The following is a 21,367-nucleotide window of genomic DNA, read 5'->3' on the forward strand; positions in this document are numbered from 1 at the left end:
TTTTCAAGGGTGAGCCTCGGGGCGCTCTATTCTTCCGCAGACTTCCGCAGAATTGGGCAAAAAATCGACACGAAGCGGATAACGCTCGCAGGGGTGCTCTTTTCACAATGGACTGGCACGAAAAGCCAAACCGGCCGATCGATCCACACCATCGAAAGAAAGGCGCACACCATGTCCACCGGCACCACCACGCACCGCGGCGGCAGCACCCTGGCCGCACTCTCGCTCTCCCTGGCGATGGCTTCGGCGCCATCGCATTCGCAAACCGAACCGGCCCGCGCGCCGACCGATCAGAACCGCTATGTCGGCATGTGGGTCACCAAGGACGGCTACATCCGCCATGAACTGCTGCCGGGCGGCCGCTACGACGAGGCGCGCGGCAACCGCCGCAGCGCCTACCAGGGCCGCTACACGCTGCGCGGCGATCACATCGACTACGTCGACGACACAGGCTTTACGGCCGATGGCGACTTTCGCGACGGCGTGCTGTACCACGCCGGCATGGTGCTCTACCGCGAAAGTACACCGCGGCGCTGAGCCCCAAGACGCGCGTTTTGCAGAATCAGGCAAGAACGCCGTTCGATTCGTCTAACGCCCGAGGCGCCATCCGCGCGAGACTTGTCACCATGCCGGCGCAGCGTTGCGCCATGGTTCAAACAGACCAGCACGAGGAGTTTCTTATGAGCGCAATCCAGGAAAAAGTCGTCCTCATCACGGGCGCAAGCGGTGGCATTGGCGCAGCGGCTGCACGGCTCTTGGCGCGGCGCGGCGCCAAGGTGGTGCTCGGCGCGCGGCGCACCCACCAGCTCGAAGCACTGGTGGAAGAAATCACGGCGGCCGGCGGAACGGCGAGCTTCCAGCGGCTCGACGTGACCTACCGGCCCGACGTGGAAGCGTTTGCCGAGTTCGCCCTCGAGACGCACGACCGCATCGACGTGCTGGTGAACGCCGCGGGCGTCATGCCGCGCTCGCCGCTGTGGACGCGCAAGATCGACGAATGGGAACTGATGATCGACGTGAACCTGCGCGGCGTGCTGCTGGGCATTGCGGCGGTGCTCCCGACGATGCAGGAACAAGGCTGGGGCCACATCGTCAACGTGGCGCCGGTGCCCGCGGACGGCGTGTCGCCGAGTTCGGCGGTGTATTGCGGCACGCAGTACGCGGTGGACGCCATCTCCGAAGGGCTGCGGCAGGAGCATGCCGGACGGGTGCGCGTGACGGTGGTGCGCCCCGATGTGAGCGAAGCTGACAACACGCTGGCCGACCGCATCGCCGCCTGCAGCACCTTCGAGCGCATGGTCACGCGGCGGCGCATCGCGGTGCCAGTGGAAGCCGTGGCCCGCTCGATTGCAGGCGCCATCGAAGGCGGCAGCATCTCGGCGCCCCGACGCCCGGCGTGGCGGCCGAAGCCGGCCGAGCACGCGGCCTTCTGAGGGGCCGCGTCTTCCGAACTTCCGAACGGCCGCGGGTCAGTAGGTCTTGTAGGGCAGGAACTTGCCCGACAGCACCACGTTGACGCGGTCCCCCTTCGGGTCGGCCTGGCGCTGGATGTCCATGCTGAAGTCGATGGCGCTCATGATGCCGTCGCCGAACTCTTCATGGATCAGTTCCTTGATGGTGGTTCCATACACGCTCACCACCTCGTACCAGCGGTAGATGAGCGGATCGGTCGGCACGGGCGTGGGCAGCGAGCCCTTGTAGGGCACGACCTTGAGCCACTTCTGCTCCTCCACGGTCAGGCCGAAGATCTTGCCGATGATCTTCGCCTGCTTGTCGTCGAGCGTCATCTGTCCCAGGCATGCGGCAGTGGTCCACTCCTTGGAGAGGCCCACCTTCTTGGCCACGTCGGCCCACTGAATGCCCTTGGACACCTTCACGGTGATGATCTTCTCGGTAACGTCGTTGCGGTTCATGCGGGTTTGCTCCTGATCGAGTTGGATGGAATGAGTGAAGTGAAACTCACGACGCCTTGGCGCGCGTGACGAGAAAATCGACGATGTGGTTGCGCAGCGCGTAGTAGCCGTCCAGGTGGTGCAGCGAGGCACGCGTGCGTTCGCGCGGCAGCGGGTTGACCACGGTCTCGGCGATGTTGCCGGGCCGCCAGCCACCGCCGGGCTGGTCGGCGCCGTTGGTCATCAGCAGGATGCGGTCGGCCAGCAAAATGGCTTCGTCCACGTCGTGCGTGATCATGAAAACGGTTTGCTGCGTCTGGCGCACGATGGCCATCAGCTCGTCTTGAATGGTGCCGCGCGTGAGCGCATCGAGCGCGCCGAAGGGTTCGTCGAGCAGCAGCATCTTCGGCTGGATGGCAAAGGCCCGCGCAATGCCCACGCGCTGCTTCATGCCGCCCGAAAGCTGCGATGGCTTCTTGTCGATGGCGGCTTCCAGGCCCACCATGGCCACGAAGCGCCGCACCTGTATGTCGACCTGCGCGGCCGACCAGTCGGGCCAGCGCGAGCTCACGGCGAATGCGATGTTCTTGCGCACGGTAAGCCACGGCATGAGCGCGTGGCTCTGGAACACCACGCCGCGCTCCAAACTCGGGCCGGCCACTTCGCGGCCGTCCATGAACACGTGGCCGGCGCTGGCCTGGTCGAGCCCGGCCAGCACGTTGAGGATGGTGGTCTTGCCGCAGCCCGAGTGGCCGATGATGCAGACGAACTCGCCGCGATCGAGCGTGAACGACACGTTGGCGAACACCGGCCGCGCGGGCGCGAAGGCTTTGGCAAGCTCCTCGATGCGCAGGAAGCCGCTGGTAGCGGACGATGGGTTGGGAACAGCTGTCATGAGGGCGCCTTGTGCCGATCGATCACTCCACATAGGTCACCTTTCGCTGCAGCCCGGCAAAGGCCTGGTCCAGCAGCATGCCGACGACGCCGATCACCAGGATCGCGAAGATCACGTTGGTGAGCGAGAGGTTGTTCCACTCGTTCCACACGAAATAGCCAATGCCCGTGCCGCCCACCAGCATTTCGGCCGCCACGATGACAAGCCACGCAATGCTCATGCTGATGCGCATGCCCGTGAGAATGGTGGGCGCCGCGGCAGGCAATATCACGCGGAACGCACGGCGCAGCGGCTTCACTTCGAGCGTACTGGCCACGTTGAGCCATTCGCGCTTGACCGATGCCACGCCGAACGCGGTGTTCAGCAGCATCGGCCACACCGAGCAGATGAAGATCACGAAGATGCCGCTGACCGACGAGTCCTTGATGGTGTAGAGCGCAAGCGGCATCCACGCGAGCGGCGAGATGGGCTTGAGCACCTGGATGAACGGATCGAAGGCCTTGTGCAGCAGCGGCGACATGCCGATGACAAAGCCCAGCGGCACCGCGACCACGCAGGCCAGCAGAAAGCCCAGGCCCACACGCCCGAGCGAATACGCCAGCTGGACGGCAATGCCCTTGTCGTTCGGCCCGTTATCGTAGAAGGGATTCGAGAGATGCTTCCACGCGGTCACGGCCATTTCCGCCGGCGTCGGGAAGCCTGAGCTCTTGACCTGCCCTCCCGGGTCCTTGCCGAGCATCTTCTGGTATTCGATCTGCTCGGCAGTCATGCCGGCGGGGGCGCCGTTGCCGGCGGCCGGCATGGTGGCCAGCTGCCACGCGCCCACGAGCAACAGGAACATCAGGAGCGACACCAGCGCCGCCTTGAGCGACAGGTTCTTCTTGCCGTTCATGGCTCAGGCCATCTTGCTGATGGCAAAGCTCTTGACGTAGTCGTCGGGCTTGGCGGGGTCGAACACCTTGCCCATGATGGTGAACTTGGGGTAGGCGCCATCGGGCGCGCTCTGGCCGAGTTCCTTCATGCGCTTCTTCGCGTCGGTCAGCAGGAACACTTTTTCCGCAATCTGCCTGTAGTTGACGTCGCCCTTCACATAGCCCCAGCGCTTCATTTGCGTGAGCATCCACACCGCCATCGACTGCCACGGAATCGGGTCGAAGTCGGCGCGGTCGGGCACGGTGCGGATGTTGCCCAGGCCGTCGGCAAACTTGCCGGTGAGCACCTGGTTGATCACCGTCTCCGGCTGGTTCAGGTACTGCGCGGGCGCTATCACCTTGGCGATGAGTTCGCGGTTCTTCGGGTCGCGCGCCATGGCCGATGCGGTGAGCACCGAGCGCACCAGCGCGGCAAAGGTGTTGGGGTTCTTCTCGATGAACTCGGTCGAGGTGCCGAAGGCGCAGCACGGGTGGCCGTTCCAAAGGTCCTTGGTCAGCAGATGCAGGAAGCCGATTTCCTCGAACACGGCGCGCTGGTTGAAAGGGTCGGGGCCCAGGTAGCCGTCGATGTTGCCGGCGCGCAGGTTGGCCACCATCTCGGGCGGCGGCACCACGCGAATCTGGATGTCGGTGTCGGGGTTCAGGCCGGCCTCGGCCACGTAGTAGCGCAGCAGGAAGTTGTGCATGCTGTACTCGAAGGGCACGGCAAACTTCATGCCCTTCCACATCTTCGGGTCGCGCTTGTCCTTGTGCTTGTTGGCCAGCGTGATGGCCTGGCCGTTGGTGTTCTGGATGGTGGCAACATTCATCGCCACCTGGTTGGAGCCCGCGCCCATCGAAATGGCCAGCGGCATGGGCGACAGGAAATGCGTAGCGTCGTATTCCTTGTTGAGCATCTTGTCTCGAATGAGCGCCCAGCCGGCCGTCTTGACCACTTCCACGTTGAGCCCCTGCTTCTGATAGAAGCCCAGCGGGTGCGCCATGATGAGCGGCGTGGCGCAGGTAATGGGAATGAAGCCGATCTTGAGATTGGTCTTCTCGAGCGACGCCTTGTCTTGCGCCATGGCCTGCAGCGCACCCAATGGCAGCACCGACGCGATGGCGGCGCGCGCGGTGTTGGAGCCCACGGCCCGCAAGAAGTTACGGCGCACGCTGTCGACGGGGAACAGCGCCTTCATGAGGCTGGCCTCGAGCTTGTCGTCGGGGCTGACGTCGATCTCCGCCCCGCGGCCATGGTTGCGGCCGCAGGCGCAGCGCATGTTCAGTGGCCGGTCGGCGTCATAGAGATCGCAGGCGGTCGAATCGGATGGGCTGGACATGGTGGTGCACCTCGGTGAAAAGATGCACGCCACGATGCAAGGTGCGGGCCGGACGCGAGGCCGAAAGGCCTATGGACCGCAGATCGTGCAGGTGTTGTCGAGGCTTTGTAGGGGCAGCACTACACGCCGGTGCCCACCGGCTTCGTTTTCAGGCAGCCGGAGCCGCTTTGCCGTGGCGCTCGGCATACAGCGCAAGCTCCACGTCGTTCTTGGTGCCGGTCTTTTCGAGAATGCGCGCACGGTAAGTGCTCACGGTGTTGGGCGCCAGGCCAAGCTGCGCACCAATTTCGCTCACGCTGCGCCCGGCGCTGAGCAGGCGGTACACCTGGTGCTCGCGGTTCGAGAGCTGTTCCGTGCCGTTGCCCGCGTTGCGGCCCACAGCCGCAGCCAGCGCTTCGGCCGTGGCGGCCGATACATAAAGGCCGCCTGCCGCCACCTTGCGCACCGCACCCACCATGTCGTCGGCGTCTGCGCTCTTGTTCAAGTAGCCCGAAGCGCCCAGCTTGATGCAGCGCACCGCGTACTGCTTTTCGGGGTAGGTGCTGAGCATCAGCACCGGGAGCGTGGGCCAGTCCTTGCGCAGGGCCTGCAGCACATCGAGCCCGTCCCGGCCGGGCATCGCAATGTCGAGCAGCACCACGTCCAGGCCCTCCGGGCCGCCGAGTTCCTGCACGGCGGCCAGCACTTCGGGCCCTGTCTGCGCCTCGGCGCGCACCGTCATCGAGGGCAGTCCATTGGAAAGGTCGCCGAGCATCTGCTTGAGGCCCTCGCGCACGATGCGGTGGTCGTCGCCGATGAGTACGCGGATGTCGTTCATCTCGTGAAGCCTACACCGGCAACGGCAGATGCAGGCGGAAAGTGCTGCCCTCGCCCACATGGCTTTCGATCTCGATGCGCCCGCCGAAATGCCGCGCACGCTCCCGCATGCCGAGCACACCATAGGCGGTGGCCTCCTCGAAGGCCTGCGCCGGCGCGCCGATGCCGTCATCGCGCACGCTGATGCGCAACTGCTGCTGTTGGACATCGATGCGGATGTCGAGGCTGCGTGCCTTCGCATGGCGCCCGACGTTGCTGAGCATTTCCTGGAAGATGCGGAACACCGCCATGGCCGCCGGCTCGGGGAGCTCCACGCCCGCCGGCACGTCGAAGTGCCACTGCAGCGCGAGCTCGGCCGACTGCACGAACTCATGCGCCTGCCATTCGAGCGCGGCCCACAAGCCCTGGTGGTCGAGGATGCTCGGGCGCAGGTCGGTGATGATGCGGCCCACGTTGTCGACCGCGCGCTCGATCAGCTGGCTCATGTTGCCGCACTTGCCGCGCATCTGCTCGCGCATCGCCTGCGCTGCGTCGGGTGCGCGCTCCTGCTGTTCGCCCAGGCGCTTGCCGATCCAGTTGACGTCCATCTTCAGCGCCACCAGAAGGCTGCCCAGCTCGTCGTGCACTTCGCGCGCGATGCGGGTGCGTTCGTCCTCACGCACCTTGTCGAGCCAGGCCGAGAGCTCCCGCAACTGCACCAGCGCATCGCTCAGCTCGCGCGTTCGCTCCTGCACGCGCACGCCGAGCTCGTCCTTGGCCTGCTGCAGCGCCTCGGCCTGCCGGCGGCGCTCGGTGATGTCGACAAAGGTAATGACGGCGCCGCGCACCTGCGCGCCGTCCATGATGGGGTGGCTCGAATACTCCACTGCAAAGGCGCTGCCGTCGCGGCGCCAGAACACTTCGGTGTCGATGCGGCACGGCAGGCCGCGGCGAAAGGCGTTGAAGATGGGGCAGTCCGTGTCGGCGTAGTACGAGCCATCCGGATGCGAGTGGTGCGTGAGCTCGTGCATGTTGCTGCCGATCACGTCGCGCGCCTCGTGGCCCAGCATCTGTGCGCCGGCCCGGTTGATGAACATGCAATGGCCATCCAGGTCGATGCCGAAGATGCCCTCGCCTGTCGACTCGAGCAGCAACCCCAATTGGTGCTGCCACAGCGGGTGGCTGGCGGTTGGGTTGAGTACGGGCGTTTCCATGCACCAAAAGCAAGCAACAAACGTTCCTGGTTACTTGCTCCCTCTCCCCTGGGGGAGAGGGTTGGGGTGAGGGTGCGTCGGCAGTTGGGCGCTCAGCGTTCCCAGCGGAACTTGCGCTCCGATTCGGAAATCGGCTGGTCGTTGATGCTCGCGTAGCGCCGCTGCATCAGGCCGTTCTCGGCGAACTCCCAGTTCTCGTTGCCGTGGCTGCGAAACCACTGCCCCGCCGCGTCGTGCCACTCGTACTCGAAGCGCACGGCAATGCGGTTGTCCATGAAGGCCCAGAGCGTTTTCTTCAGGCGATAGTCGTGCTCGCGCTCCCACTTGCGGGTGAGAAATTGCACCACCTGTTCGCGGCCGTTGACGAAGTCGGCGCGGTTGCGCCATTCGGTGTCGGGCGTGTAGGCCAGGCTCACACGGACCGGGTCGCGTGTGTTCCAGGCGTCTTCGGCGGCCTGCACTTTCCTGGTTGCGGTTTCAAGGGTGAAGGGCGGCAGCGGGGGGCGGGATTCCATGGCGGTCTTTCGGTGAATGAAAAAGGGGAGAAGGGATTGCGAAGGCCCGCAATGTGCCACACGTAGACAGACCTGTCTACATGCCTACAATACGGCCATGGACATCTCCGGACTGCCCGCGCGCGAGCGCATCCTGCACACCGCGCACGACCTCTTCTATGCCGACGGCATTCGTGCCACGGGCATCGACCGCGTCATTGCGGCATCGGGCGTGACCAAGGTCACCTTCTACCGGCACTTTCCATCCAAGGACGACCTGGTGCGCGAGTTTCTCGATCACCGCCATGCGCGGTGGATGGCATGGTTCGTCGATGCGCTCGGCCGGCGCGGCGCGCATGAACGTGCAGGCAATGCGGGGGCCTTGCTGCTGCTGCCCGAGGTCATGGCCGAATGGTTCGCCGACCCGGTCTTCAGGGGCTGCGCGTTCATCAACTCGGTGGCCGAGGTGGGCGGCAGCGTGCAAGGCGCCGCCGAGCGCGCGCGCGAACACAAGCGCGAGATGGCCGAGGTCATCGCGGGCCTGCTGCCTGCCGGCGCTGCGTCGCGCATGGCGCTCGCGCAGGCTGCCGCGCTGGGGGTGGACGGCGCCATTGTCAAGGCGCAGATGGGCGGCCCCGCCCTGGCGCGCGAAGCCGTGGACGATCTGCGCCGGCTGCTCGAGGCGCTGGTTGTCGCGTCGGCACCGTCCACGACTCGATAACATCCGTTCCGAACACGACAACACACATGGCTTCGACGCGACTTCCCTCGACGCAGGGCCTGCAGGCTTTCGAGGCCGTGGCGCGCCTGCGCAGCGTGAACCTCGCGGCGGAAGAGCTCAGCGTCACCCCCAGCGCAGTGAGCCACCGCATCCGCCAGCTCGAAACGCTGCTCGATCTCAAGCTTTTTTCAGGCAACGACTTCGGTCTGAGCGCCGACGGCGTGGCCTACCTGGCCCGCGTGCGCGAGGCCATTGCGGCGCTGCAGCAGGTGCCCGGCCGCGAGCCCGCATCGCAAGTGCGGCGGCTGCGGGTGGCGGTGACGCCCACGTTCTCCCGCCAGATGCTGCTGCCCCGGCTCGCGCGGTTTCGCGACGCCTATCCGAACATCGAACTGATGCTGCAGGTGACCATGCCGGTGCGCAACATGACGGCCGAAGAGGCCGACCTGGAACTGCGCTTCGGCACCGGGCCTTTTCACGATCGCGAGTTCTGCCAATTGCTGGCCGACGACGTCGCGCCTGCCTGCAGCCCGGCGTACCTGCAGCGCCACGGGCCATTCGACGGCTTTGCAACCGATGCCGAGGTCTCGCGCGTGCAGCTGCTGCGCACGCCGCTCGAGTCGTGGCGCACCTGGTTCAAGGCCCGCGGCATCGGCTTGCCGGAGCCGGCCACAGGCCACCAGTTCAACGACCTGGGCCTGGCGCTCGATGCGGCGGCCGAAGACTTCGGCGTGGTGCTGATGCACCTGAAGCTCGGCAGCGCGTGGCTGGAGAACGGGCGCCTCGTGCGGCTTTCGGCAGAGAGCGTGCCCTCGCCCAACGCCTACTTCCTGTGCTGGCGGCCGGGGGCGATGGAACGCTGGGAGTGCGCAACTTTCGTCGAATGGTTGCGGCAGGCGCTGCGCGACTGACTGAATTCTTTTCAGGTCCGGCCCGGGTATTTTTCAGGTCCGAGTCCGTTTTGGACGCCACACTCGGCCCGCGGCGGAGCTTGCCCATAATCCCCGCTCGCGCAATCGAAAAACAGAGACCACCCAGGAGACTCCCCGTGCCCGACCTTTCCAAGATCACCTGCATCGAAGACCTGCGGGTGATCGCCAAGCGGCGCGTGCCGAAGATGTTCTACGACTACGCCGACTCCGGCGCATGGACCGAGGGCACCTACCGCGCCAACGAGAGCGACTTCCAGAAGATCAAGCTGCGCCAGCGCGTGGCGGTGAACATGGAGGGCCGCTCCACGCGCTCCACCATGATCGGCCAGGAGGTGGCCATGCCGGTGGCGATTGCGCCCACCGGCCTCACCGGCATGCAGCACGCAGACGGCGAGATCCTCGGTGCGCGCGCCGCCAAGGCTTTCGGCATTCCGTTCACGCTGTCGACCATGAGCATCTGCTCGCTGGAAGACATTGCGGAAAACACCGGCCGGCATCCGTTCTGGTTTCAGCTCTACGTAATGAAGGACCGCGACTTCATCGAGCGGCTGATCGAGCGCGCCCGCGCGGCGAACGTGTCGGCGCTGCAGCTCACGCTCGACCTGCAGATCCTCGGCCAGCGCCACAAGGACATCAAGAACGGCCTTTCGACGCCGCCCAAGCCGACCATCGCCAACATGATCAACCTGGCGACCAAGCCGCACTGGTGCCTGGGCATGCTCGGCACCAGGCGCCGCACCTTCGGCAACATCGCGGGCCATGCCAAGGGCGTGAAAGACCTGTCGTCGCTGTCGTCGTGGACGGCCGAGCAGTTCGACCCCGCGCTGAGCTGGGCCGATGTGGAGTGGATCAAGAAGCGCTGGGGCGGCAAGCTGATTCTGAAAGGCATCATGGACGAGGAAGACGCGCGCCTGGCCGCCAACAGCGGCGCCGATGCGCTCATCGTCTCCAACCACGGCGGGCGCCAGCTCGACGGCGCGCCCTCTTCCATCTCGGCGCTGCCCGCCATCGTCGATGCAGTGGGCAGCAACATCGAGGTGTGGATGGACGGCGGCATCCGCAGCGGACAGGACGTGCTCAAGGCCCGCGCGCTCGGCGCCCGCGGCACGCTCATCGGCCGCAGCTTTCTCTACGGCCTGGGCGCCTACGGGCAAGCCGGCGTGACGCGCGCGCTGCAGATCATTCACAAGGAACTCGACATCACCATGGCCTTTTGCGGCCACACCAATATCGAGAACGTGGATTCGGGCATCCTGCTGCCGGGCACCTTCTAAGCCCCCTCGGGCGGCAGGCTTGCGGCGCTGGCTGACAGCGCGCAAATGCGTGCGTGCGGAAAATTGTTGCTTCCAACAACATCGCCCCGCACGGGCGGCAAAAACCATCATGAGCGCAGTCACGCCTGTCACGGAAGGCCCTTCGGCCTCCGCATCCCCTCCCCACCACTACACGGCCGAAGAAAAGCGCCACCGCGTCTTCTCGATCATGGCGGCCTCGTCGGGCAACCTGGTCGAGTGGTTCGACTTCTACGTGTACGCCTTTTCGGCGCTGTACTTCGCGTCGGCCTTCTTTCCCAAGTCGGACCCGACGGTGCAGCTGCTGAACACCGCGGGCGTGTTCGCGGCCGGCTTCCTGATGCGGCCCATCGGCGGCTGGCTCTTCGGCCGCATTGCCGACAAGATCGGGCGCAAGACCTCGATGCTGATCTCCGTCACGATGATGTGCGGCGGCTCGCTGGTCATCGCTTTCCTGCCGACCTATGCGCAGATCGGCGCTTGGGCGCCCTTCCTGCTGCTGGTGTGCCGGCTGTTCCAGGGCCTTTCGGTGGGCGGCGAATACGGCACCACCGCCACCTACATGAGCGAGGTGGCGCTGCGCGGGCAGCGCGGCTTCTTCTCGTCGTTCCAGTACGTCACGCTGATCGGCGGGCAGCTGCTCGCGGTGCTGGTGATCGTGGTGCTCGAACAGCTGCTCACCGAGGCCGAGCTCAAGGCCTGGGGCTGGCGCATTCCGTTCGTGGTGGGCGCTGTGGCCGCCGTGGTGGCGCTGCTGCTGCGCCGCACGCTGCACGAAACCCAGAGCGCCGAGGCCAAGGCCAACAAGGAGGCCGGCAGCATGGCCGGGCTGTTCAAGCACCACACGCCGGCTTTCCTCACGGTGCTGGGGTACACGGCCGGCGGCTCGCTCATCTTCTATACCTTTACCACCTACATGCAGAAGTACCTGGTGAACACGGTGCATCTGCCGATCAAGACGGCGAGCTACGTGATGACCGGCGCGCTCTTCGTCTACATGTGCATGCAGCCGGTGTTCGGCGCGCTGTCGGACCGCATCGGGCGGCGCAACAACATGCTGCTGTTCGGCGGGCTCGGCGCATTGGCCACGGTACCGATTCTCACGGCGCTGCAGCACACCACCAACCCGGTGGTGGCCTTCGTGCTGATCATCGTCGCGCTGGCGATCGTGAGCTTCTACACCTCGATCAGCGGCATCGTGAAGGCGGAGATGTTTCCGCCCGAAGTGCGCGCGCTGGGCGTGGGGCTGGCCTATGCGGTCGCCAACGCCATCTTCGGCGGCTCGGCCGAATACGTGGCGCTGGGCCTCAAGTCGCTGGGACACGAATCGGCGTTCTTCTGGTACGTGAGCGCGATGATGGTGATCGCGTTCCTGGTGAGCCTGCGCCTGCCGCGGCAGGCGGCCTACCTGCACCACGACCACTGACCCGCCGCCCCGCGCGCGGCGCTACTCTTCGGCGATCCAGAGACCGGGGTAGTCGCGCACGAAGCAATCGGAGGTGACGCTCAGCGTTGCCGCGTAGTCGAAGCGCTTCGCATCGTAGGTGTATTCATCGCTCGCGGTGCGTTCGTAGCGCTGCACCAGCTCGCTCAGCACGCCGCCCTCCAGGTCGACCCAGGCCGCCGGCGCATCGGCCCCTTCGCCCTGTGCAAGATTGAGCCGGCGCAATTGCAGCAGGTTGGTGGCTGGCGTAAAGCCAAGGTCCAGGTCCACGCAATGCGAAAGGTCCGGCACCGCTTCGTCGTTGAGTTTCCAGTGCCCGCGCGCGTCGCGGGCAATCGACAGATCGACCGCGTCTGCGCCGAGCCACCCGCGCACGGTGCCCCATTGCGCGTGCCAGTGCAGGTCGCAGCGCACACGGTAGTGCAGTTGCGCAATGCGGCGGTCTTCAAGACGGAACACGGCGGCGCCGTCGAGCTGCCATGCGGTGGCGTTGCGTTCGAGGCGGCAGGCGTCATGGCCCGGTGCATCGAGCCTGCGCCACAGGATGGAAGCGACGGTTTGCATGCCGCGGATGATGGCGCGTGCGGGCGCAACAGGCAAGCCTTGTCACAATGCCCCGCACATGAACAAGAAGAAGACCCGACTCCCCGCGGCAGCCCTGCTGTTGTCCGCCCTGCTCTGCCTGGCTGCCGCGCCGGCCGATGCCGCGCTGAAAGACGGCGACATCGTCTTTCACACCTCGCGCTCCGCCCAGAGCCTGGCCGTGCAGCGCGCCACCGGCTCGCGTTACAGCCACATGGGCATCGTGCTGGTGCGCGGCGGCAAGCCCTATGTGTTCGAGGCGGTGTCGACCGTGCGCTACACGCCGCTCGCCCAGTGGACGGCGCGCGGCGACGGCGGGCACTACGTGGCCAAGCGGCTGCGCAATGCCGATGCACTGCTGACGCCTGCCGCCGTGGCCCGGCTGCACGCGGGCTCCGCCGACTACGAAGGCCGCCCCTACGACCTCACCTTCGAATGGTCGGACCAGCGCATCTACTGTTCCGAACTCGTGTGGAAGCTCTACCAGCGCGCGCTGGGCGTGCGCATCGGCGAGCTGCAGAAGATCCGCAGCTTCAACCTGGGCGACCCCGCGGTGCGCGCCAAGATGCGCGAGCGCTATGGCGACAACGTGCCGATGGACGAGCCGGTGATCTCTCCGGTGGCGATGTTCGAATCGCCGCTGCTCACGACGGTGGAGGCGCGCTGAGCGCCGGACGGTCTCGATCAAGGCGTCGTTCGCATCGATGCATGGCGAGCTAACATCGTACGACCGACCATTCAGAGGAGCGCGCAATTGGAATCCTGGTTCGCCCATGCCAAGCCGATCGACTCGCTGGAGCCCGAGATCGCTTTCCATTTGCAGGACGAGTTCCGTCCCGTGTCGGGGGGCCCGGCCGAACCGCTCGCCTTGCCCGGGTTTCCGCGCGCCGAGCGTTTGCTGGCGCGCACCCGCGAGGTGATCGGGCACGAGGCGGAGCTTGCCGCGTACTACGCACAGGTGGTTGCGGCCGCCCGGCGCCACGCGCTCACGCTCAGCCAGGTGCGGCACTACTTCTGGATGGATCTGCAGCTGGACAATGAAGAAGCCGGCGTTGAGCTGTCGTTCCCCTGGTATGACACCTTTGCCACGATGGACCATTTTCTTGCCGCAATAGCCGGCAACGACCAAGGCATGATCTACGACGACCAAGACCAGGGCTGGGCCGTGGAGGTCTGGGCCCGCAACGGCACGCTCTACATCCGCCAAAGCGATCCCGAGGCCGACGATGACCCCGGCATGGCCGTGACGCTGCCCAGGGCGGGCCTGCAGGCCCGCATCGCACCGCTGCGCGAGCGCACCGTGAAGATCGTGGCCCAGCTTGCAAAGGAATTCGGGGCCGACGTGTGGACCACGGGCGAGGCGCCTTCGTTTCCTTAGCGCAGGGCCTCGGAGCTCAGATCGGATACGCCGTCAGGATGTAGAACGGCTTGCCGTTGTAGCTTTCCATCTTCAGGATGATGCGCACGCCGGAGAGGTCGTTGACGGCCGTGCTGCCGAACTGCACGCCCCGCCCCACCACGTAGCCCAGCACGTGCTCCAGCTCCGGCGACTTGCTGCCCGCGGCCGCACTGCGTGACCAGGCTTGCACGGCGGCTGCATTGGCGCGCAGGGTTTCGGTGATCGCGCGTTCCGCCGTGGCCAGGTCGGCAAAGGTAGACACCGCCTTCGGGCCCGGCCGGGTGGCGGTTCGCACCCTGGCCAGCAGTTGCGCGTCGGTCTGGCCGACGTGCCGCGCCATGGTGTGCCCGCCAAGCCTCGATCCGGCGGCGGCTTCATGCTCGGCCAGGCGAATGCGGCCGCCGCGCGTCACGGCAATGATGCGGGCGGCTCCGAGCCCCGCGGCCACGACCAAGGGAACCGCCACATCGACCGCAAGCCCGATACCGTCAGCCGTTTCACGAGAGGCGCCCAGGGCCTCCGCCGCCGAGCTGGCGGTGACTGCGGTGGCAGTGCGCTGCGGAGTGCCCGTCCAGACCTGGCGGCCCGAGGTGGCGAGGGTGTCGAAGCCGTGCACGCCCAGCACCACGCAGCCGGCCTTGGTCACCATGGTGGGCTCGGGCGCAAGGCAAAGTACGCCGGCGCCCACCAGTTCCACGACGCCGCCCACCAGCCCGACGGTACCCCAGAGCCGGTTGCTCAGGCTCGCGGATTCGGGCACGTCCTGCCCGCCCAGAACGCCGGCCATCTGCACCGGTGTCAGTGCAATGGTCATGCCTTCGACTTCGTCACTCATGCCAGATCCCTTTCCTTGCCATGCTTTTCGATGCCATCGGGCGGCCGAAACCGCGGTCCGCCGCATTCTGGCATGCACCCGCCGCAGGCAGACACGGCCCGGCCGCGAGACAATCGGCCCGTGAGTTCCCAGCCTTTGCCAAAGCCGCCGATACGCCGCATCGCCCACCTCGACATGGACGCCTTCTTCGCGTCCGTCGAGCTGCTTCGCTATCCGCAGCTCAAGGGATTGCCGGTGGTGATTGGCGGCGGGCGGCGCAGCGTGGACGAGGCGATTCGGCGCCTGCCCGAAGGCGGCACGCTGGCCGACATTCCGGTCGACGCCTTCCCGCGCCTGAAGGACTACGTGGGCCGCGGCGTGATCACCACCGCCACCTACCCCGCGCGGCAGTTCGGCGTGGGTTCGGCCATGGGGCTCATGAAGGCGGCCAAGCTGTGCCCGCAGGCGATCATCCTGCCGGTGGACTTCGACGAGATCCGCAAGTACTCGCGCACTTTCAAGCAGGTCATCAGGGAGGTCGCGCCGCTGATGGAAGACCGCGGCGTGGACGAGGTGTACATCGACTTCACCGACGTACCGGGCGGGCAACGCGACGGCGGGCGCTCGCTCGCGCGGCTGATCCAGAAAGCGATTCTCGACGCCACCGGCCTCACCTGCTCCATTGGCGTGGCGCCCAACAAGCTCATTGCCAAGATGGCGAGCGAGTTCAACAAGCCCAACGGCATCTCGGTGGTCTACGAGGACGACTTGCAGACCCTCATCTGGCCGCTGCCTTGCCGCAAGGTGAACGGCATCGGGCCCAAGGCCGATGAAAAGCTCAAGCGCTTCGGCATCGAGACGGTCGGCCAGCTTGCGGCCCGCGACAGGGATTGGCTCATCCAGAATTTCGGCAAGTCCACCGGCGCGTGGATGCACGAGGTGGCCTGGGGGCGCGACAACCGGCCGGTGGTAACCGAAAGCGAGCCCGTGTCGATGAGCCGCGAAACCACGTTCGACCGCGACCTGCATGCGGTACGCGACCGCGCCGAGCTCGGCGCCATCTTCACCCACCTGTGCGAGAAGCTGGCCGAAGACCTGCAGCGCAAGGGCTACGTGGGCAAGACCATCGGCATCAAGCTGCGCTATGACGACTTCAAGATTGCCACGCGCGACCAGACCATCGACCGCTACATCGCCGACGGCAAAACCATCCGCCAGATTGGCGGGCTGTGCCTGAAGCGCGTGCCGCTCGAGCGGCCGCTGCGCCTGTTGGGCGTGCGCGTGGGTGCACTTGCAAAGGCGGGCAGCCCCGAGGCGATGGCGCCTTCCGGCGCAGGGGTGCAGCGTGCACCGGCGGAAGCGGCGGCGACTACTGCGTCGCTCTTCTAGCTCGATGCCGAACCGCTGGCCTAGGCGCATTGCCATTGCACTGCTGGCGCTGCCGCTACTGGCCGGGCTTTATGTGGGCACGGCCTGCGCGTTGATGTTCTGGCCAGCCAACGCAACGCCTCAAGACACCACCACCGCAAACACGCCCGGAGTGCAGGCCTGGGTCTTGAGCAACGGCGTACACACCGACCTGGTATTTCCGATCCGCTCGGCAACCATCGACTGGCGGCAGCTCTTCCCGGTCGCGCATTTCAAAGCCGTGCCGCCAGACGCCGAGTTCATCGCCATCGGCTGGGGAGACCGCGAGTTCTACCTGAACACGCCGACCTGGGGCGACCTGACCGTGTCCCGCGCATTCGGCGCCATGCTCGGCGGCAACCGTGCCCTGCTTCACGTCACCTACCTGCGCCGCGCGCAGCTGCGGCACAACGCCTTCCACCTGCCGCTTTCAGAAGCGCAGTACGCACAGCTCGCGGACTACGTGCGTGCCGCCCTGCCGGCAGGCCGCGCAACGCCGATTGCCGGCGCCCACTACGGCAACGACGATGCCTTCTACGAAGCCGAAGGCGGCTACCACCTCTTCGAGACCTGCAATACCTGGACCGGCCGGGGCCTGCGGCAGGCGGGGGTCACGGTGAGCCGCTGGACGCCCTTCGATTTCAATGTGACGTGGCACCTGCAGCCGTTGCGCCCCTGACGCACAGGAACAAAGAGCCTCCATCGCACCAGCGGCGCGTGCGGCGTCCTACAGGCGACGGTTGCCGGCACAGGCACAAGCGACGGGAATCGCTACAACCCGAACCACATGCCGGCACGCTCCACATCGCCTCCTCAGCCCTCGCCGCCTTCCAAGCCGACGCCGATCGCCAACGGCCTGGTCTATGTGAACCCCGACATGCCGGGCATCCGGCGCCTGAAGCACGGGGACCACTTTCGCTACCGCGATGCAAAGGGGCAATGGGTGCGCGACCCGGACGAGCTCTCGCGCATCCGCATGCTGGCGATTCCGCCGGCCTATACGCAGGTGTGGATCTGCCCCCTGCCCAACGGCCATCTGCAGGCCACCGGCATAGATGCGCGGGGCCGCAAGCAGTACCGCTACCACCCCGACTGGCGGCTCTTCAAGGACGAAACCAAGTTCGAGCGGCTCGAAGCCTTCGGGCTTGCGCTGCCGCGCATCCGCGCACGCGTGGTGCGCGACCTGCAAGAGGGCGGCAAGGCTGCCGCGCCGGGGCGCCAGCTGGTGCTGGCTGCGCTGGTGCGCCTGCTCGACACCACGCTGCTGCGCGTGGGCAATGAAGAGTACGCGAGCAGCAACGGCTCCTACGGCCTCACCACGCTGCGCAACCGGCATGCCGCCGTGCAGGGCGCGGCGCTGCGGCTGCGCTTTCGGGGCAAGAGCGGCGTCATGCACGAAACCCTGCTGGACGATCCGCGCGTGGCGAAGGTGGTGCGCCAGTGCCAGCAGCTGCCCGGCCAGGCGCTCTTTCAGTACCAGGACGAAGACGGCGAGCTGCGCAGCGTATCGTCCACCGACGTGAACGACTACCTGGCCGAAGCCTCGCCGGGCGAGCGCTTTACCGCCAAGGACTTTCGGACCTGGCACGGCACCGTGCAGGCGCTGGAGCTCACGCGGCTGGCCTGCGAACCGGGCCGCACCGCCGCCGACGGCAGCCGCTACAGCGCCAAGGAGATCCTGGCCGCAGTGGCCAAGCAGTTGGGCAACACGCCCGCGGTGTGCAAGAAGGCCTATGTGCACCCCGCGGTGCTGGCGCTGGGCAGTGCGCTTGCGGGCGATGCCGAAGACGAATCCGCGGAGGTGCTGCGGAAGATGTCGGCCCGCACCGCGGCCCGGCGCACGCGCGGTCTCCACGCCGCGGAGGAGCGGCTGCTCGCCTTTCTGCGGGCGCACCGGCAACGGCTGGCGCGCGAACTGCGCGAGGCCTCGAAAGCACGGAAGGCGAACGGCAAAGGCAGCCCGACGGCGGCGCCCCGGCCCACCCGGCGCCCCGCGCCGCGGCGAAGGCCTGCTCAGCCCGCGGCGAGCGAGAAGCGAACGCTGTCGCGTTCCAGCGCCGCTGTGTAGCCCAGGTCTTCGGCCAGGCTTTGCAGCGCAATGGCGTCGATGGCCAATGCACGCGGCGCACGATGCGCACCGAGCACCGGGCTCACGCCGCCGGATTCGCGCGGCAAGGCGCTCAGGCGAAGCGCGTCAGCCCCGTCGGCATCGATGCGTATGGCGCCGGCCTCCGGCACGCTGTCGTGCAGATAGCCGAGCCCGCCGAGAAGCAGATAGCGCAATGCGGCTCCCTGCGGCCTGCGGGGTTCGCCTTCAAGAGGATCGAGCGCGGGGTCGACGTCCAGCGTCACGCCGTGCATGTCGAAGGCTGCGCGCATCAGGCCCACGCATTGCGCCACCAGCGCGCTGCGCGTGATGCCGTCGTCCGCCGTGGCCAGTTCCCAGTCGCGCAGCGAGCGGATCCCCTCCACGAGCTCGGACACCTGGTTGTCGATGAGCGCCACGCGCTCTTCGCAGGCTGCGGGGTCGATGGGCGTCGCGCCGACCTGGCGCTTGAGCATGAGCAATGCCATGCGAATGACCGAGACCGGCGCCGCCATGTCGTGCCGCAATGCCGGCAAGGCGCGAGTGAGCAATTCATGGCGGACGCCGGCGGCGATCCAGCTGCGGGCTCCTGGCGAGGCCTTCATTGCACGGCGGCGCCCGAAGGCTTCGCCTCGTTTTGTGGACAGGCCGGCAGACGGCAGCGGCCTGCAGGTCGGGGGACGGCAATGGGCACGTTCACTTTGCGCTTCCTGAGCGAAGGAAAGTCAACAAGTATCGGCCCCGCCTTCTTCGGCGGGTGTAGGAGCGTGCCTACGCTTTGGGCCTCGGAGAAACCGAGTTTTCGGGGTGGACGCAAGGCTACGGTTTGCCGAGGTAGACCCGCACGTCCTTCACCTCCACGCCCGCGGCTGCGACGGCTGAGCGCAGCTGCGCCTCGGTCACGCCCAGGGTCTGGGTCCAGTAGCGCACCTCGTGCGGCTCGTTCACGTTGATGCGGCTCCGGTCTTGCGGGCCGCGCTTGCTGAGATCGTCTGCCATGGTGGTTGGATGCTCCTTGATCGATGCATACACGATGCGCCCTTTTTCTGCACGGCACTGGAGGACGGCGGCGCGGCTCGATGCAGGAAAAGTCCGAGCAGCAGCGCAGTACCGCAGGGCGCCGTCGGTGTTGGAGATGTCCGGAAGCGGCGCGCGCGGCGATGGCCTCGCGCCTATCTTCAGCGCTCGATCACCTCCCGCACTGAATACCGCATGACCCCCGAGCAGAACAAGCGCACCATTTCCGACGCATGGAAGGCCTTCGCAAGCCACGATGCAGCACGCATCGCCGCCTGGTTCACGGAAGACGCCGAGTGGCTCGCGCCGCAGCGCAACGCCACCGCGCTGGCGCTGGACATTCCCGACCACATGATCGGACAGAAGGCCATCGTGCACTTTCTGGCCGAGATGTTCCCGAAGCTTTTCGTCTCCGATGTCACCGTCGATTTCCGCAGCAGATACTGCGAAGGCGACACCGTGATCGTCGAACTGCGCATGCAGGCCATGCTTGCGAACGGCAGAAAGTACGACAACGACTACTGCTTCATCTTCGAACTCCGAGACGGACGCATCGCCCGCATGCGCGAGTACATGGATACGCAGAAAGGCCATGCCTGCATCTTCGGCTGATGCATGCAGCGCACAAGGCCGCTATCTGCAGCGCGCCTGCAGTTCGCGCTTGAGCACCTTGCCGTTGGCTGTGGTCGGCATTGGGGCGATTGCCTCGATGCGCGCCGGCCGCTTGTAGGGCGACAGATGCTCCGCCAGGTACCCGCGCAATGCGGGTTCATCGAGAACCGCGCCTGGCTTCATTTCGACGAAGGCGACGATCTGCTCGTTGCCGTCCGATTCGGGCATGCCCACCACCGCGCAAAGGTGCACGCCGTCGAAACGGCCGATCACCGTTTCGATCTCGGCGGGGTACACGTTGAAACCCGAGCGGATGATCATTTCCTTGAGCCGGCCGACCACGAACAGCGCGCCGTCCGCATCGAAGCGGCCGAGGTCGCCGCTCGCGTACCAGCCGCCTGGACGCATGACCTGCGCCGTGGCCGCCGCATCGCGAAAGTAGCCAAGCATGAGGCCAGGGCCGCGCAGCCAGATTTCGCCTGTTTCTCCCGGCGCGACATCGTTGCCGCCCGAGTCGACGATGCGTGCCTCGCCGCCTTCCACCACGTAGCCCGCGGCCGTGTCCGCGCGCGGAGCCTCGACGCGCGTCAGGAACACCGAGCCCGCGTATTCCGAGAGGCCGTAGCCATAGTGCAGCGGCTGGCCGAACAGCGCCTCGATGCGCTGCTTGAGCCCCAGGTCGAGCGGCGCGGAACCCGTATAGACGTAGCGCAACGCCGGAAAGCGAATCGCCGCTCGCTCCGCCTCGATGTGCGCCAGCAGGCGCGCATACATGGTGGGGGGGCCGAGCAGGTTCGACACCTGCTCATGCGCGAGCGCCTGCAGCATGTCGGCGGGCGAAAAGCTGGCGCGCAGCACCAGCGCAGCGCCGCCCGTGAGCGCGGCCATCAGCACCGTGCCAATGCCGAAGATGTGCGTCATCGGCAAGAAGGCGTAGACCCGATCGCGCTGGCTCAGTGAGCGCACGCGGGCCGACACGCGGCCGAAATGCAGCAGCCCGCGGTGCGACACCATCACGCCCTTGGGTGTACCCGAGGTGCCTGATGTGAAGATGATGGCGGCCGCATCCGCCAGCGCAGGGTCGGCCTCCGGGCGGGCTTCGGCGCGCGCGGCCGAGCGCAACACGCCGGGCAATGCCGACGATGTGGCGCCGGCGCGAATCGCGTGCTGGCGCGCGGCCTCCGAAGCGCCGGTGGTGAAGTAGCACAGCCGTGCATCCGCGCGCTCGGCAATGGCCGCAATTTCGCCCGGCGACATGCGCGCATTGACGCCGCACGACCAGGCTCCGACACGGCTGCACGCCATGATCAGCGCGATGTGCGCGGCGCAGTTCTCGGCCACCAGCAGCACGCGGTCGGTCGGCCGCACGCCCGCTGCCAGCAAGTCTTGGGCGGCAGCCTCGGCCATGGCCTGCAACGCCGCATACGACACGGTGCCCGAGGGCTCGAAAAGAAAAACCGCTTCGGGCGAGCGCGATGCGCGCGCTTCGAGCAGTTCGTGAATTCGCGTGGGCACCATCG

General features: G+C 66.6%; 24 protein-coding genes. 12 read left to right on the plus strand and 12 right to left on the minus strand.

Annotated features, from left to right (window positions below; translation table 11 throughout):
* The first annotated feature begins 171 nt into the window (after positions 1 to 171).
* Both V9L20_RS04295 and V9L20_RS04300 read left to right on the plus strand, forming a co-directional pair.
* Entirely contained in the window at positions 172 to 537 is a 366-nt protein-coding gene (locus tag V9L20_RS04295) for an Atu4866 domain-containing protein (RefSeq protein WP_258504649.1), read from the plus strand.
* Between the two features lie 143 nt (positions 538 to 680).
* Positions 681 to 1,433: an SDR family oxidoreductase gene (locus V9L20_RS04300; protein WP_337295612.1), complete on the plus strand. Its 753-nt coding sequence runs from the start codon at positions 681 to 683 to the stop codon at positions 1,431 to 1,433.
* Between the two features lie 36 nt (positions 1,434 to 1,469).
* Here V9L20_RS04300 and cynS read toward each other — a convergent pair whose 3' ends face one another.
* The 7 genes from cynS to V9L20_RS04335 all read right to left on the minus strand — a co-directional run bounded on the left by cynS (position 1,470) and on the right by V9L20_RS04335 (position 7,562).
* Positions 1,470 to 1,913: a cyanase gene (gene cynS, locus V9L20_RS04305; RefSeq protein WP_258504644.1), complete on the minus strand. Its 444-nt coding sequence runs from the start codon at positions 1,911 to 1,913 to the stop codon at positions 1,470 to 1,472.
* Positions 1,914 to 1,959: 46 nt separating this feature from the next.
* A complete protein-coding gene (locus V9L20_RS04310) occupies positions 1,960 to 2,787 on the minus strand; it encodes an ABC transporter ATP-binding protein (RefSeq protein ID WP_337295613.1) in 828 nt (275 codons plus the stop codon).
* A gap of 22 nt (positions 2,788 to 2,809) precedes the next feature.
* Complete coding sequence (gene ntrB / locus V9L20_RS04315; RefSeq protein ID WP_337295614.1) at positions 2,810 to 3,679, minus strand: nitrate ABC transporter permease; 870 nt, start codon at positions 3,677 to 3,679, stop codon at positions 2,810 to 2,812.
* 3 nt (positions 3,680 to 3,682) lie between these two features.
* Positions 3,683 to 5,038 (minus strand): CmpA/NrtA family ABC transporter substrate-binding protein, encoded by a 1,356-nt coding sequence (locus V9L20_RS04320; protein ID WP_337295615.1) that lies wholly within the window; start codon positions 5,036 to 5,038, stop codon positions 3,683 to 3,685.
* Positions 5,039 to 5,186: 148 nt separating this feature from the next.
* Positions 5,187 to 5,855 carry a response regulator transcription factor gene (locus tag V9L20_RS04325; RefSeq protein ID WP_337295616.1) on the minus strand — a complete coding sequence of 223 codons (669 nt, stop codon included), beginning with the start codon at positions 5,853 to 5,855 and terminating at the stop codon, positions 5,187 to 5,189.
* Positions 5,856 to 5,865: 10 nt separating this feature from the next.
* Positions 5,866 to 7,047 carry a sensor histidine kinase gene (locus tag V9L20_RS04330; RefSeq protein WP_337295617.1) on the minus strand — a complete coding sequence of 394 codons (1,182 nt, stop codon included), beginning with the start codon at positions 7,045 to 7,047 and terminating at the stop codon, positions 5,866 to 5,868.
* Between the two features lie 92 nt (positions 7,048 to 7,139).
* Positions 7,140 to 7,562 carry a nuclear transport factor 2 family protein gene (locus V9L20_RS04335; protein ID WP_157612739.1) on the minus strand — a complete coding sequence of 141 codons (423 nt, stop codon included), beginning with the start codon at positions 7,560 to 7,562 and terminating at the stop codon, positions 7,140 to 7,142.
* 97 nt (positions 7,563 to 7,659) lie between these two features.
* Here V9L20_RS04335 and V9L20_RS04340 point away from each other — a divergent pair, with 97 nt between their 5' ends.
* The 4 genes from V9L20_RS04340 to V9L20_RS04355 all read left to right on the plus strand — a co-directional run bounded on the left by V9L20_RS04340 (position 7,660) and on the right by V9L20_RS04355 (position 11,912).
* Complete coding sequence (locus tag V9L20_RS04340) at positions 7,660 to 8,262, plus strand: TetR/AcrR family transcriptional regulator (protein ID WP_337295618.1); 603 nt, start codon at positions 7,660 to 7,662, stop codon at positions 8,260 to 8,262.
* Between the two features lie 26 nt (positions 8,263 to 8,288).
* Entirely contained in the window at positions 8,289 to 9,173 is an 885-nt protein-coding gene (locus V9L20_RS04345; RefSeq protein WP_337295619.1) for a LysR substrate-binding domain-containing protein, read from the plus strand.
* A 137-nt stretch (positions 9,174 to 9,310) separates the two neighbouring features.
* Positions 9,311 to 10,468: an alpha-hydroxy acid oxidase gene (locus V9L20_RS04350; RefSeq protein WP_337295620.1), complete on the plus strand. Its 1,158-nt coding sequence runs from the start codon at positions 9,311 to 9,313 to the stop codon at positions 10,466 to 10,468.
* Positions 10,469 to 10,577: 109 nt separating this feature from the next.
* Positions 10,578 to 11,912, plus strand: coding sequence for an MFS family transporter (locus tag V9L20_RS04355; protein ID WP_337295621.1), 1,335 nt, complete (start codon positions 10,578 to 10,580; stop codon positions 11,910 to 11,912).
* A 21-nt stretch (positions 11,913 to 11,933) separates the two neighbouring features.
* Here the strand turns inward: V9L20_RS04355 and V9L20_RS04360 are convergent, their stop codons facing one another.
* Positions 11,934 to 12,494, minus strand: a complete 561-nt coding sequence (locus V9L20_RS04360; protein WP_337295622.1) for a putative glycolipid-binding domain-containing protein — start codon at positions 12,492 to 12,494, stop codon at positions 11,934 to 11,936.
* A gap of 58 nt (positions 12,495 to 12,552) precedes the next feature.
* Here V9L20_RS04360 and V9L20_RS04365 point away from each other — a divergent pair, with 58 nt between their 5' ends.
* Both V9L20_RS04365 and V9L20_RS04370 read left to right on the plus strand, forming a co-directional pair.
* Complete coding sequence (locus V9L20_RS04365) at positions 12,553 to 13,179, plus strand: YiiX family permuted papain-like enzyme (RefSeq protein WP_337295623.1); 627 nt, start codon at positions 12,553 to 12,555, stop codon at positions 13,177 to 13,179.
* An 87-nt stretch (positions 13,180 to 13,266) separates the two neighbouring features.
* Positions 13,267 to 13,890 (plus strand): hypothetical protein, encoded by a 624-nt coding sequence (locus V9L20_RS04370; protein WP_337295624.1) that lies wholly within the window; start codon positions 13,267 to 13,269, stop codon positions 13,888 to 13,890.
* A gap of 16 nt (positions 13,891 to 13,906) precedes the next feature.
* On the opposite strand, the gene V9L20_RS04375 is transcribed toward V9L20_RS04370, so the two are convergent.
* Positions 13,907 to 14,746, minus strand: a complete 840-nt coding sequence (locus V9L20_RS04375) for an RNase A-like domain-containing protein (protein ID WP_258504624.1) — start codon at positions 14,744 to 14,746, stop codon at positions 13,907 to 13,909.
* A gap of 72 nt (positions 14,747 to 14,818) precedes the next feature.
* Here V9L20_RS04375 and V9L20_RS04380 point away from each other — a divergent pair, with 72 nt between their 5' ends.
* From V9L20_RS04380 to V9L20_RS04390, 3 genes are all read left to right on the plus strand, one after another.
* Entirely contained in the window at positions 14,819 to 16,114 is a 1,296-nt protein-coding gene (locus V9L20_RS04380; protein ID WP_443098539.1) for a Y-family DNA polymerase, read from the plus strand.
* Between the two features lie 4 nt (positions 16,115 to 16,118).
* Positions 16,119 to 16,811: a TIGR02117 family protein gene (locus V9L20_RS04385; RefSeq protein WP_337295625.1), complete on the plus strand. Its 693-nt coding sequence runs from the start codon at positions 16,119 to 16,121 to the stop codon at positions 16,809 to 16,811.
* Positions 16,812 to 16,919: 108 nt separating this feature from the next.
* Positions 16,920 to 18,200 (plus strand): DNA topoisomerase IB, encoded by a 1,281-nt coding sequence (locus V9L20_RS04390; protein WP_337295626.1) that lies wholly within the window; start codon positions 16,920 to 16,922, stop codon positions 18,198 to 18,200.
* Here V9L20_RS04390 and V9L20_RS04395 read toward each other — a convergent pair.
* Positions 18,146 to 18,823 carry a hypothetical protein gene (locus V9L20_RS04395; protein WP_337295627.1) on the minus strand — a complete coding sequence of 226 codons (678 nt, stop codon included), beginning with the start codon at positions 18,821 to 18,823 and terminating at the stop codon, positions 18,146 to 18,148. The two genes, V9L20_RS04390 and V9L20_RS04395, sit on opposite strands and share 55 nt — an antisense overlap.
* Before the next feature lie 214 nt (positions 18,824 to 19,037).
* Positions 19,038 to 19,217 (minus strand): DUF3606 domain-containing protein, encoded by a 180-nt coding sequence (locus tag V9L20_RS04400; protein ID WP_337295628.1) that lies wholly within the window; start codon positions 19,215 to 19,217, stop codon positions 19,038 to 19,040.
* A gap of 213 nt (positions 19,218 to 19,430) precedes the next feature.
* On the opposite strand from V9L20_RS04400, the gene V9L20_RS04405 reads away from it, so the two are divergent.
* Positions 19,431 to 19,847, plus strand: coding sequence for a nuclear transport factor 2 family protein (locus tag V9L20_RS04405; RefSeq protein WP_337295629.1), 417 nt, complete (start codon positions 19,431 to 19,433; stop codon positions 19,845 to 19,847).
* 21 nt (positions 19,848 to 19,868) lie between these two features.
* Here V9L20_RS04405 and V9L20_RS04410 read toward each other — a convergent pair whose 3' ends face one another.
* Entirely contained in the window at positions 19,869 to 21,365 is a 1,497-nt protein-coding gene (locus V9L20_RS04410) for a class I adenylate-forming enzyme family protein (protein WP_337295630.1), read from the minus strand.
* Positions 21,366 to 21,367: the final 2 nt, after the last annotated feature.

Source organism: Variovorax sp. CCNWLW225 (assembly GCF_037204045.1).
Lineage (GTDB): Bacteria > Pseudomonadota > Gammaproteobacteria > Burkholderiales > Burkholderiaceae_C > Variovorax.

Bases quoted from the DNA above. Each gene is read 5' to 3' on its own strand.
- V9L20_RS04295 (WP_258504649.1), top strand. From the start codon at position 172: ATGTCCACCGGCACCACCACGCACCGCGGCGGCAGCACCCTGGCCGCA.
- V9L20_RS04300 (WP_337295612.1), top strand. From the start codon at position 681: ATGAGCGCAATCCAGGAAAAAGTCGTCCTCATCACGGGCGCAAGCGGT.
- cynS (WP_258504644.1), bottom strand. From the start codon at position 1,913: ATGAACCGCAACGACGTTACCGAGAAGATCATCACCGTGAAGGTGTCC.
- V9L20_RS04310 (WP_337295613.1), bottom strand. From the start codon at position 2,787: ATGACAGCTGTTCCCAACCCATCGTCCGCTACCAGCGGCTTCCTGCGC.
- ntrB (WP_337295614.1), bottom strand. From the start codon at position 3,679: ATGAACGGCAAGAAGAACCTGTCGCTCAAGGCGGCGCTGGTGTCGCTC.
- V9L20_RS04320 (WP_337295615.1), bottom strand. From the start codon at position 5,038: ATGTCCAGCCCATCCGATTCGACCGCCTGCGATCTCTATGACGCCGAC.
- V9L20_RS04325 (WP_337295616.1), bottom strand. From the start codon at position 5,855: ATGAACGACATCCGCGTACTCATCGGCGACGACCACCGCATCGTGCGC.
- V9L20_RS04330 (WP_337295617.1), bottom strand. From the start codon at position 7,047: ATGGAAACGCCCGTACTCAACCCAACCGCCAGCCACCCGCTGTGGCAG.
- V9L20_RS04335 (WP_157612739.1), bottom strand. From the start codon at position 7,562: ATGGAATCCCGCCCCCCGCTGCCGCCCTTCACCCTTGAAACCGCAACC.
- V9L20_RS04340 (WP_337295618.1), top strand. From the start codon at position 7,660: ATGGACATCTCCGGACTGCCCGCGCGCGAGCGCATCCTGCACACCGCG.
- V9L20_RS04345 (WP_337295619.1), top strand. From the start codon at position 8,289: ATGGCTTCGACGCGACTTCCCTCGACGCAGGGCCTGCAGGCTTTCGAG.
- V9L20_RS04355 (WP_337295621.1), top strand. From the start codon at position 10,578: ATGAGCGCAGTCACGCCTGTCACGGAAGGCCCTTCGGCCTCCGCATCC.
- V9L20_RS04360 (WP_337295622.1), bottom strand. From the start codon at position 12,494: ATGCAAACCGTCGCTTCCATCCTGTGGCGCAGGCTCGATGCACCGGGC.
- V9L20_RS04365 (WP_337295623.1), top strand. From the start codon at position 12,553: ATGAACAAGAAGAAGACCCGACTCCCCGCGGCAGCCCTGCTGTTGTCC.
- V9L20_RS04375 (WP_258504624.1), bottom strand. From the start codon at position 14,746: ATGAGTGACGAAGTCGAAGGCATGACCATTGCACTGACACCGGTGCAG.
- V9L20_RS04380 (WP_443098539.1), top strand. From the start codon at position 14,819: ATGCACCCGCCGCAGGCAGACACGGCCCGGCCGCGAGACAATCGGCCC.
- V9L20_RS04385 (WP_337295625.1), top strand. From the start codon at position 16,119: ATGCCGAACCGCTGGCCTAGGCGCATTGCCATTGCACTGCTGGCGCTG.
- V9L20_RS04390 (WP_337295626.1), top strand. From the start codon at position 16,920: ATGCCGGCACGCTCCACATCGCCTCCTCAGCCCTCGCCGCCTTCCAAG.
- V9L20_RS04395 (WP_337295627.1), bottom strand. From the start codon at position 18,823: ATGAAGGCCTCGCCAGGAGCCCGCAGCTGGATCGCCGCCGGCGTCCGC.
- V9L20_RS04400 (WP_337295628.1), bottom strand. From the start codon at position 19,217: ATGGCAGACGATCTCAGCAAGCGCGGCCCGCAAGACCGGAGCCGCATC.
- V9L20_RS04405 (WP_337295629.1), top strand. From the start codon at position 19,431: ATGACCCCCGAGCAGAACAAGCGCACCATTTCCGACGCATGGAAGGCC.
- V9L20_RS04410 (WP_337295630.1), bottom strand. From the start codon at position 21,365: ATGGTGCCCACGCGAATTCACGAACTGCTCGAAGCGCGCGCATCGCGC.